The sequence below is a fragment of the Streptomyces sp. NPDC002838 genome (genome assembly GCF_040295365.1).
Classification (GTDB): domain Bacteria; phylum Actinomycetota; class Actinomycetes; order Streptomycetales; family Streptomycetaceae; genus Streptomyces.
Genome location: NZ_JBEOVF010000043.1, coordinates 79,492 through 89,745, shown reverse-complemented (window position 1 = coordinate 89,745; position 10,254 = coordinate 79,492). Strand labels below are relative to the sequence as shown.

11 protein-coding genes and 1 pseudogene are annotated in these 10,254 nt (G+C 70.8%); 6 read left to right on the top strand and 6 right to left on the bottom strand.

What is annotated here, in order from left to right:
• Positions 1–740: maltotransferase domain-containing protein (locus ABT063_RS38740; RefSeq protein ID WP_351065274.1), on the bottom strand; the 740-nt coding region annotated here is incomplete at its 3' end.
• 70 nt (positions 741–810) lie between these two features.
• Positions 811–1,110: a DUF5133 domain-containing protein gene (locus tag ABT063_RS38735; RefSeq protein WP_351065284.1), complete on the bottom strand. Its 300-nt coding sequence runs from the start codon at positions 1,108–1,110 to the stop codon at positions 811–813.
• A gap of 300 nt (positions 1,111–1,410) precedes the next feature.
• Here ABT063_RS38735 and ABT063_RS38730 point away from each other — a divergent pair, with 300 nt between their 5' ends.
• Complete coding sequence (locus tag ABT063_RS38730; protein WP_351065272.1) at positions 1,411–1,923, top strand: pep a2; 513 nt, start codon at positions 1,411–1,413, stop codon at positions 1,921–1,923.
• Complete coding sequence (gene glgX, locus ABT063_RS38725; protein WP_351065270.1) at positions 1,920–4,061, top strand: glycogen debranching protein GlgX; 2,142 nt, start codon at positions 1,920–1,922, stop codon at positions 4,059–4,061. Before ABT063_RS38730 ends, glgX begins: the two co-directional genes overlap by 4 nt.
• Before the next feature lie 125 nt (positions 4,062–4,186).
• Here the strand turns inward: glgX and ABT063_RS38720 are convergent, their stop codons facing one another.
• Positions 4,187–4,990: a VOC family protein gene (locus ABT063_RS38720; RefSeq protein WP_351065268.1), complete on the bottom strand. Its 804-nt coding sequence runs from the start codon at positions 4,988–4,990 to the stop codon at positions 4,187–4,189.
• Between the two features lie 167 nt (positions 4,991–5,157).
• On the opposite strand from ABT063_RS38720, the gene ABT063_RS38715 reads away from it, so the two are divergent.
• On the top strand, positions 5,158–5,490 hold the full coding sequence (locus ABT063_RS38715; protein WP_351065266.1) for an ANTAR domain-containing protein: 333 nt from the start codon (positions 5,158–5,160) through the stop codon (positions 5,488–5,490).
• A gap of 15 nt (positions 5,491–5,505) precedes the next feature.
• On the opposite strand, the gene ABT063_RS38710 is transcribed toward ABT063_RS38715, so the two are convergent.
• Positions 5,506–6,297 (bottom strand): SigB/SigF/SigG family RNA polymerase sigma factor, encoded by a 792-nt coding sequence (locus tag ABT063_RS38710; RefSeq protein WP_351065265.1) that lies wholly within the window; start codon positions 6,295–6,297, stop codon positions 5,506–5,508.
• A gap of 256 nt (positions 6,298–6,553) precedes the next feature.
• On the opposite strand from ABT063_RS38710, the gene ABT063_RS38705 reads away from it, so the two are divergent.
• From ABT063_RS38705 to ABT063_RS38695, 3 genes and pseudogenes are all read left to right on the top strand, one after another.
• The gene (locus ABT063_RS38705) at positions 6,554–7,009 is read left to right on the top strand and encodes a MarR family winged helix-turn-helix transcriptional regulator (protein WP_351065263.1); all 456 of its coding nucleotides are present in this window, start codon (positions 6,554–6,556) and stop codon (positions 7,007–7,009) included.
• 61 nt (positions 7,010–7,070) lie between these two features.
• A pseudogene (locus ABT063_RS38700) lies at positions 7,071–7,688 on the top strand (ABC transporter permease); the annotation flags it as partial.
• 189 nt (positions 7,689–7,877) lie between these two features.
• Entirely contained in the window at positions 7,878–8,399 is a 522-nt protein-coding gene (locus tag ABT063_RS38695; protein WP_351065261.1) for a hypothetical protein, read from the top strand.
• A gap of 12 nt (positions 8,400–8,411) precedes the next feature.
• Here ABT063_RS38695 and hemC read toward each other — a convergent pair whose 3' ends face one another.
• Together hemC and ABT063_RS38685 are read right to left on the bottom strand one after the other, a co-directional pair.
• Positions 8,412–9,347 (bottom strand): hydroxymethylbilane synthase, encoded by a 936-nt coding sequence (gene hemC / locus ABT063_RS38690; RefSeq protein WP_351065259.1) that lies wholly within the window; start codon positions 9,345–9,347, stop codon positions 8,412–8,414.
• A 116-nt stretch (positions 9,348–9,463) separates the two neighbouring features.
• Positions 9,464–10,240, bottom strand: a complete 777-nt coding sequence (locus ABT063_RS38685) for an NPP1 family protein (protein ID WP_351065258.1) — start codon at positions 10,238–10,240, stop codon at positions 9,464–9,466.
• Positions 10,241–10,254: the final 14 nt, after the last annotated feature.

Sequence of the window (10,254 nt, the reverse complement as noted above, 5' to 3'; positions counted from 1 at the left end):
ATGGGGTGGATGGGCGGCAGGTAGACCACGTCGAAGCCCATCGCGGCGATGGCGGGCAGGCGGCGGGCGGCGGTGCGGAAGGTGCCGTGCGGCCGTTCGGGGGTGCCCTCGGAGCGGGGGAAGAACTCGTACCAGGAGCCGTACAGGGCCCGTTCCCGTTCCACCAGCAGCGGCAGGGTCTGCGAGGCGGTGACCAGTTCCCGCAGCGGATGCCGGGCCAGCACCGCGTCCACCTCCGGCGTCAACGCGGCGGCGAGACGCGTCGCGATCGGCAGTGCGTCGTCGCGCAACACCTCCACGGCCGCCAGCAGCGCCGCCCGCGCCGGGCCCTGAGGCACCCCGGCCGCCGCCCGCTCGTACAGGTCGGCGCCCTCCTCCAGGACCAGCCCGGTGTCGATGCCGGCCGGGACCTTGATGCGGGCCGTCCGGCGCCAGGTGGACAGCGGGTCGCTCCAGGCCTCGACGCGATACGTCCAGTTGCCCACGACGTCGGGGGTGACCTCGGCACCCCACCGGTCGGTGCCGGGGGCGAGTTCCCGCATCGGCGTCCACGGGCCGTGCCCGCCCTCCGGGTCCGTCAGGACGACGTTGGCGGCGACCGCGTCGTGACCCTCGCGGAACACGGTCGCGGTGACCTCGAACGTCTCGCCCACGACCGCCTTCGCCGGACGTCTGCCGCATTCCACGGCCGGCCGGACGTCCCGTACGGGGATGCGGCCGATGGCCTGGGTCGAGATCATGCATCTCACCTCCGTCGTGCTCGAGGCCGGACCGTGGCCCGGCCGGGGATCCAAGCTGCGCCGGAAGGGTCTACCTCCCCGCGGGGGAACGCCGGTCCGCCGCCGGAGGGCCGCGTCGGCCGCCGGCACGCGTGCGGGGCCGCTCGTCCTCTTCCCGGAGGTAGGCGACCAGACTGGTGCACAGATAGCGTTCGGCGGCGTCCGCGGCCTCGCGCGCGCAGCGCTTGCCCATCAGCACACAGAGGGTGTAGCCCGAGTCCTCGAAGGTGGCCCGGATCCTGCGGTCGTCGGGGGCCGCGAGCATCATGCGCTCCCACGCCCGGTACCGCCGCAGTTGCCGGGCCACTTCGGCTTTGGCCGGTAGCAGCATGGTGCCGTTCACCTTCCAGGGCTCGATGGCACGTCTCCCGACCGTCGGGCGGCTGTGCGCGGACACGCACGGATCCGTTACGGGCATCGAGGGTCTTCACACATGGTGCACGCACGGCGACTCAGCGTCTTGTTGGAGCTTCAATCATCTCGGTGGTGTGCTCGTGTTGCACGGATGGCCTAGGGCCCCCACTCTTGAGATGACTCAGAAGCGATCAGTGCTCACGCTTCGTGTTCGGGGCCTCCGGCCCCGCAGGGGGCGAGGGGAAGCGAGAGCTTCGCCGGTGAGGAGCCAACGACGATGAAGACCGCATCGCCCTGCTACTACCACCTCGACGTGGAGGTCAGCCCGGAACGGGTCGGGCAGGTCAGCCGCATCCTGGCCGCTCACCTCCGGTACTGGGACCTGGAGAACCTCGTCGAGCCCGTCTGCCACGGCGCCGAGCTGCTGCTGAAGGCCATCGACGAGCACGCCACGGACAAGAACACGTCGATCGAGATGTGGTGGAACGGCCAGCACCTCATCACCGCCATCGGTGAGAACGACTGCGACCTGCGTCCGGACCAGGAACTGCGCGGCTGCCTGGAGCACATCGCCGCGATGAGCGACGGCTGGGGCTGCTGCGCCACGGACACCGGCAGCAAGGTCATCTGGTTCTCGCAGCGCGCCCGGGCCGGCGAACGCGTCCCGCTGGTGCCGGTGGCCCCCGCGCCCAGCCTGCGCGAGGGGCTCCAGGTGCCCCGCGAAGTGCCCGTCGCGGCCCTGGCCGGGCCCGTGAGCACACCGGACGGCGTCCTCGAGGACGCGCGGTGACCGCGCGATCGCGCCGGAAAGGGGTGCCCGTCTGGAGCGGGCACCCCTACCCGTTGGGCGCCGCCCACGACGGCAAGGGCACCAACTTCGCGCTGTTCAGCGAGGTCGCCGAACGCGTCGACCTCGTCCTCGTCGACGACGACGGCCACGAACAGCGGGTGCCGATGGCCGAGGTCGACGGGTTCGTGTGGCACTGCTACCTGCCCGGGATCGGACCGGGGCAGCGTTACGGCTACCGGGTGCACGGGCCGTGGCAGCCGGCCCTGGGCCAGCGGTGCAATCCGGCGAAGCTGCTCCTGGACCCGTACGCCCGGGCGGTGGACGGGCAGGTGGACAACCACCCCTCCCTCTTCGAACGCACGCAGGGCGGCCCGTCCCCGGCCGACAGCGCCGGGCACACCATGCTCGGCGTGGTCACCGACCCGGCCTTCGACTGGGACGACGACCGGCCGCCGCGGCGGCCGTACGCCGACAGCGTGATCTACGAGGCGCACGTCCGGGGACTCACCCGCACCCACCCCGACGTCCCGCCCGAGCTGCGCGGCACCTACGCCGGTCTCGCGCACCCCGCGGTCGTCGAGCACCTCACCTCGCTCGGCGTGACCGCCATCGAGCTGATGCCGGTGCACCAGTTCGTGCAGGACGGCGTGCTCAAGGACCGCGGCCTGTCCAACTACTGGGGCTACAACACCATCGGCTTCTTCGCGCCCCACAACGCCTATGCCGCCCACGGCAGCCGCGGCCAGCAGGTCACCGAGTTCAAGTCGATGGTCAAGGCGCTGCACGCGGCCGGGCTCGAAGTGATCCTGGACGTGGTCTACAACCACACCGCCGAGGGCAACGAGAGGGGCCCCACCCTGTCCTTCCGGGGCATCGACAACGCCTCGTACTACCGCCTGGTGGACGGCGACTGGGGGCACTACTACGACACCACCGGCACCGGCAACAGCCTGCTGATGCGGCACCCCTACGTACTCCAGCTGATCATGGACTCGCTGCGGTACTGGGTGACGGAGATGCACGTCGACGGCTTCCGCTTCGACCTGGCAGCCACCCTGGCCCGCCAGTTCCACGAGGTGGACCGGCTGTCGGCGTTCTTCGACCTGATCCAGCAGGACCCGGTGATCAGCCGCGTCAAGCTCATCGCCGAGCCCTGGGACGTGGGCGAGGGCGGCTACCAGGTGGGCAACTTCCCGCCGCTGTGGTCGGAGTGGAACGGCAAGTACCGGGACTGCGTACGGGACTTCTGGCGCGGTCGGCCGCACACGCTCGGCGAGTTCGCCTCCCGGCTGACCGGCTCCGCCGACCTGTACCAGCACAGCCGGCGCCGCCCCCGCGCCAGCGTCAACTTCGTCACCGCGCACGACGGTTTCACCCTGCGCGACCTCGTCTCCTACAACGACAAGCACAATGAGGCCAACGGCGAGGGCAACCGGGACGGCGAGAGCGACAACCGCTCCTGGAACTGCGGCGCCGAGGGCGAGACCAAGGACCGGGCCGTCCGGGATCTGCGCGCCCGCCAGGAACGCAACTTCCTGGCCACGCTCCTGCTGTCGCAGGGCATCCCGATGCTCTGCCACGGCGACGAACTCGGCCGCACCCAGCGCGGCAACAACAACGCCTACTGCCAGGACAACGACCTTGCCTGGATCGACTGGCGGCTCACCGACGAGCAGCGCGCGCTGAGCGACTTCACCCGGCACGTGATCCGGCTGCGCGCCGAGCACCCCGTGCTGCGCAGACGCCGCTTCTTCCGCGGCGAGACCGTCACGCACGCGGGCCAGCCACTGCCCGACCTGGTGTGGCTGCTGCCGGACGCGCGCGAGATGAGCGAGGAGGACTGGCAGCGCTCCGACGCGCACTCGGTCGGCGTCTTCCTCAACGGCGACGCCATCGCCGAACCCGACCCGTGCGGGCGCCCCGTCGTCGACGACTCGTTCCTGCTCCTGCTCAACGGCTACTGGGAGCCGGTGGACTTCCGGCTGCCGGACGTCACCTACGGCGAGCGCTGGACGACCGTGATCGACACCGCCGAGCCGCACGGCGCCGACGAGTCGGAGCACAAGGCCGGTACGGAGATGACCGTCGAGGCGCGCGGCCTGGTCCTGCTGTCGAGGCCGTCCCGTACCGCCCGGTGACGGGGCGCCGCCGATGAGCGGGGTCTGGTGCGTCCGGCTGCAAGGCGGAGGAGGGGTCGACGCGATGGGGGAGTCGGCAACCGACGACAGACCCCGCGTTTGCGGCATGCTCCGCCGGACAAGCCCTAGCGTTCGCGGCGCGAGGTCACCGTGAACTGCGCGCCGTCCGGGTCGCGCAGCACGGCCTCGTCGCTGCCCTTCGACAGGACGCTGCCGCCGTGCACCTCCGCGGCCCGCGCACAGGACGCGACGTCCGTGACCGTGAAGTGGACCTGCCAGTGCGGCCGGATCGTGGGGTCGGGAGCCGACCCCAGCGCCCCCGACTCGATCCGGGCCACGATGTCACCCCGGCTGCGCAGCACGACCTCGCCGCCCTCGTAGTGGACCTCGCAGCAGCCGGCACGATCCGACGCCCAGTCCAGGACCTCGCCGTAGAAGATCGCTGCGTCGAAGGCGTCGCGCGTGTGGAGTCTGATGAACGCCGGCTGTGCCTCGCGCCAGGTCTCCCAGTTCGCGTTGAGCTCGCCCTCCCAGATACCGAAGGTCGCACCGTCCCGGTCGGCGAGCAGCGCCGCCCGCCCGGGCGGGAAGGACAGCGGCCCGACCGCGGTCGTACCACCGCGCTCCTGCACCCGCGCCACGGCCTCGTCCGCGCTGGGCACGGCGAAATACGGCGTCCAGGCCACCGCCATCGACCACATGGTGGCGACCGCGGCGATCCCGGCCACCGGTGTCCCGTCCGCCAGCGCGACCCGGAAACGGTCGCCGAGCTTCGCCTGCTGCCACTGCCAGCCCAGCACGGCCGTGTAGAACTCCTCGGTCGTCTCGAGGTCGCGGCTGGTCAGGCTGACCCAGCAGGGCGCGCCGAACACGGAGTGCGTGGACAGGATGTCCTTGGTGGCGCTGGGGGGTCTCACGTCGTAGTTCATGACAGTCCTGTCCTGCTCTCGCCGGCCGGGGGCCACGGGGTCTCCTCCCAGTGTCCGACCGGAACCGCTCGGGGCGCCTGCCGAGTACCCCGGTGGCAGCACCGAAACTGTGGCCCGTCCGCGTCCCGCCCGGTGGCGCGCGCTCGGACGAGTGACAGGATGGATGCGTGTCACCACTACCGCACGAGCCGGACGAGTCGGACCGCATCTTCGAGCTCCAGGAAGAGATCGACCAGCTCAAGGAAGCCGTCGCCTCGCACGCCGTCGTGGACCAGGCGATCGGCATGGTCGTCGCCCTCGGCAGGGTGACGCCGGACCAGGGCTGGGAGGTACTGAAGGAAGTCTCCCAGCACACGAACATCAAGCTCCGCAATGTGGCGGACCTGATACTCATCTGGGGGCGGACGGGGGACATGCCCCCGGAGATCCGTGCCGAGCTGGAGGACGCCCTCGACCGCTACGGTCCGACACAGATTCCGGGCGTGCCGCCGCCGGAGTGACGGCGGCGGCACGGCTCACCGGGCCTCGGTGAGGATCTCCTCGCGCAACCGGTCGAAGCAGCCGCTGAGCAGCCGGGAGACGTGCATCTGCGAGATGCCGAGCTGCTCCGCGATGTGGCTCTGCGTCATGCCCCGGAAGAAGCGCAGGTAGAGGATGGTCCGCTCGCGCTCGGGCAGCGCCTCCAGGCAGGGCCGGACGGCCACCCGGTCGACGACCACGTCGAAGGCGGGGTCCGGGCCGCCGATCGCGTCCCCGAGGGCGTACCCGTCGGTGCCGGGCATCTCGGCCTCCAGCGACAGCGCCGTGAAACACTCCAGCGCCTCCATGCCGGTGCGCGCCTCGCTCTCGCTCATGCGCGCGTACTGAGCGATCTCGGCCACGGTCGGCGGCCGTCCCGGCGTCGTCTGCGACAGCTCCTTCGCGGCCTGCCGGACCCGGTTGCGCAGGTCCTGCACCCGGCGCGGCACGTGCAGGGTCCACATGTGGTCACGGAAGTGCCGCTTGATCTCACCGGTGACGGTCGGCACGGCGTACGCCTCGAAGGCACAGCCGCGCGCCGGATCGTAGTGGTCGACGGCCTTGACGAGACCGAGGGCGGCCACCTGGTAGAGGTCCTCCAGGGACTCGCCCCGCCCGCGAAAGCGGACGGCGATCCGCTCGGCCATGGGCAGCCACGCCTCGACCAGCTCGTCCCGGAGCGCCTTGCGGGCGGCGCCCGCGGGCATCCGCGCGAGCCGTTCGAAGTCCGAGGCGGTGTCGGGAGCGTCGTCGTGCGGATGCGGCTTCGTCTTGCCGGTGACAGGCATGCCGCGCACCTCCCTCAGCAGGTGCTGGATGGACAGACACCGTGGGAGGCGCGGGCGCGGATCAGCGGAGAACACCCCGGGGCCCCGGCGGGCGGGTCTCCCACGGATGGTGCCTCCTGTCCGAAGCACTGAAGAGGGCATTCCCGGAGGCGGTCAAGATGAAACAATTCCGGCAATACGGGCACATCATGATTTGAACGTTCCTTGGGTTCATTACCTCTGCTACAGAACTAATGTCGGCGACGTGGAACCAGAGGTGGAACCAGAGACCTTCACCGAGGAGCTCGCCGACGCGCTCGTCGGCGTCCAGCGGCTGATCCGGCGCCGGGTACGCCGGGAGATGCCCGATCCGCCGCTTCGGGGCGCCGAGGTGGAGTTGCTGCGCCTGGTCGTGGACCGGCCCGGCATCGGCATCTCGGACGCCGCCAAGGACCTGTACCTGGCGAGCAATTCGGTCTCGACACTGGTCAACCAACTGTCCCGGCAGGGCTATCTGGTCCGCGAGACGGACCCGGCCGACCGGCGCGCCGCACGCCTGCTGCCGATGCCTGCGGCCGAAGCCAGGCTGCGCGAGTGGCGCACGCGGCGCGCCGATCTCGTACGGGACCAGGTGTCGCGTCTCGACGAGGCGGACCGGGAGGCCCTGCGCGCCGCCGTACCGGCCCTGCGCAAGCTGGCCGTCACCCTGCCCGAGGAGGCCGAGGAGTCATGACGCCGGAGGCTGCCGCAGCGCGGGCCCGGACGGCCCGGCCGCCGTCCGAGCGGGCCGAGGCGCGATCCCCACCCCCGGCATCCCCTACATCGACTACCTGGCCCCCGGCATCATCGCCCAGTCCGCGATGTTCATCGCCATCTTCTACGGCATCCAGATCATCTGGGAGCGCGACGCCGGCATCCTCAACAAGCTCCTGGTCACACCGACCCCGCGCTCGGCCCTGATCACCGGCAAGGCGTTCGCGGCCGGGGTGAAGTCGCTGATCCAGGCCGTCGTCGTGATCGTCATCGCCGCACTGCTCGGCGTGGTCCTGACCTGGAACCCGCTCAGGGTCCTCGGCGTCGCGGCGGTCGTGATCCTCGGCTCCGCCTTCTTCTCCTGCCTGTCGATGACCATCGCCGGCATCGTGCTCAGCCGGGACCGGCTGATGGGCTTCGGCCAGGCGATCACCATGCCGCTGTTCTTCGGGTCCAACGCCCTGTACCCCCTGTCCGTGATGCCGGGCTGGCTCCAGGCGGTCAGCAAGGTCAACCCCCTCAGCTACCAGGTGGACGCCCTGCGCGGCCTGCTCCTGGGTACCCCGGCGCACCTGGCACTGGACTTCGCGGTGCTCCTGGTGGCCGCCGCGCTCGGCATCACCGCCGCCTCCCGTCTCCTGGGCCGCCTGGCCCGCTGACCGCGCCCGGGAACGTGATGTGCGGCACGCGCGCGCACCCCGCCCCGGGGTCCGACGGCGGATTCTTCCTGCGCACGGCTTGATCACCGATCAAGAGGACGAATTCGCTGGCCACAGCGCATTCCGCTCATTTGACAGTGCGCTGAGCACACAGATAGGAAGCAGCTCTCTGAGGTCGAGAGGTGGACTGTGTACGAGCCGAACGTGGTCGGGGACTGGCAGGAGTACGACGAGCATGCCGGTCTGCGTGTCCGCGTCCACCGTCTGGAGGCGGCCGAGCCGCCGCGCGGCCGGGACGACGCCGCCGAGGGGATGACGTACTTCAGGGTGCGAGTGACCGTCGAGAACCGCGGCAGCGCGCATTTCGGCATCCACCTCGAGGACGGCCAGATCGACGTACGGATCGGCCCCGACGGGGAGAGCGCCTTCATCGACTGGCGCAACTCGCAGTTCATCGAGGGCTTCGACGTCTACCCGCTGCGCCGGGCGACCGCCGTGCTGTACGCGGCCGGTCCGGAGGCGTCCCTGAGTCAGGTGGACATCCAGATCCAGCTGCGGGTCGACGACGAGTGGGCCGACCGCCGGCTGTGGGCGGGCGGCATCGGTCTGCACGAGGGGGCCGCCTGCGCGCAGCCGGGTGCGGGACGGGAGAGCCTGGCGCACCAGGTGAGCAATTTCCTGCGCGACCAGGCGGAACCGGGTACCGCCTGACACGGGCCTGGCTCAGTGCGGGATGCCGTCGATGATCTCGCGGGCGCCCTGCCGGAGCAGGGCCACGGCGACCGAGGTGCCGAGCGTGGCCGGGTCGAGCCGGCCGGCCCATTCGTGGGCGTTCAGCCGGGTCTTTCCGTCCGGGGTGAAGACACAGGCCCGAAGGGAGAGTTCGCCGCCGCGGTCCACACGCGCGTACCCGGCGATCGGACTGTTGCAGTGGCCCTGCAGGACGTGCAGGAACATGCGCTCGGCGGTGGCTTCCCGGTGCGTGTTCGGGTCCCCGAGTGCGCTGACCACGTCGATCAGCTCGGTGTCGCCCTCGCGGCACTGCAGGGCGAGGATGCCCGCGCCGATCGGCGGCATCATCGTCTCGGGCGAGAGGATCTCGCTGATCACGTCACGCCGGTCGATGCGCTCCAGGCCGGAGACCGCGAGCAGCAGGGCGTCCGCCTCGCCGGCCGCGAGCTTGGCCAGACGCCGGTTGGCGTTGCCGCGGAACGGCACGCACTGAAGGTGCGGGTGGGTGGCGGCCAGCTGGGCGACCCGGCGGACCGAGGAGGTGCCGATGCGGGTTCCGGCCGGAAGTTCGTCCAGCGTGAGCCCGCCCGGGTGGACGAGGGCGTCGCGGATGTCGTCCCGCTCCAGGAAAGCGGCGAACGTCGTGCCCGCGGGCAGCGGCCGGTCGGCGGGCACGTCCTTGACGCAGTGCACCGCGAGATCCGCCTCGCCGGCCAGCAGCGCGGCGTCCACCTCCTTGGTGAACGCCCCCTTGCCCTCGACCTTGGACAGATCGCCCATCCACTTGTCACCGGTCGTCTTCACCGGCACGACCTCGGTGCGCAGCCGGGGGTGAAGGGCCGTCAGCTCGGCGCGTACACGCTCCACTTGGGCGAGCGCCATGGGCGAGTCGCGGGAGACGATACGGATCAGTTGGGGGACCGACATGGAGACACGATAGACCCTCGGGGCGTTGGTCTCGTGCCGTACCCGTGGGGATCGGGCGCGGGACGCCGGCGGTGGATGCCTGGGGTTCCACGGCCCGCGCCCGATCCGTCGGCAGGTCAGGCGTTGGGGTCGAACGCGATCCCGGACGGCTTCGCGGCCGCCAGGTGCGCGTTGAAGTTGCCGTCCTTCAGGCCGAAGTTGGCACTGCCGAAGTTGTACGCGCTCAGCTTGTCGCGCACGCCCGCGGGGTAGCCGTTCCAGCCGACCAGCGGCGGGTACTGCCAGGTGCCCTTGTGGTTCTCCGGCGGCTCGTCGCCCGAGCCCGCCAGGCGGAAGCAGTGGGTGCTGACGCCGTCCTTGTGGTAGACGATCTTCGGGTGCGTGCCGTCGAAGCGGACCGCGGAGGCCGCGCTCACGGTGAACGAGCCGTGGTTGGACGTCGACACGTACTTGACCTGGCTGTCCTGTACCCACACCACTGCGTGCTCGAAGTCGTGCCGGTGCCCGCCGATGCCGCTGCCGGCGACGGCCTGGTCCTTCTCGAAGTAGAGGCCGTACATGTAGGCGCACCAGCCGTTGTTGCACTTGTAGCGCGAGTAGCTGTTGGTGTTGTCGAGGTCCGAGGCGTCGCGGCACTCGCCGTTGAGGGCGCCGGAAGGGTTGAGTCCGCCGTTGATCGTGCCGTCGGGGCCGATCGCGGGAGTCGGGTAGCACCCGTCGGTGTCGTAGTCGAAGGCCGGCTGGTAGATCTTCTCGGCGGCTTCGGCGTTGGCGGGCAAGGCCCGCGGCGGGGCGGCGAAGGCGACGGCGGGGAAGGTGACGACGAGGGTGGCGGCGCCGGCCAGGCCGGTGAGCCATCTCCTGCGGTGAGCCTTGAACGACGGTGACGACACTGCGTCCTCCTCTC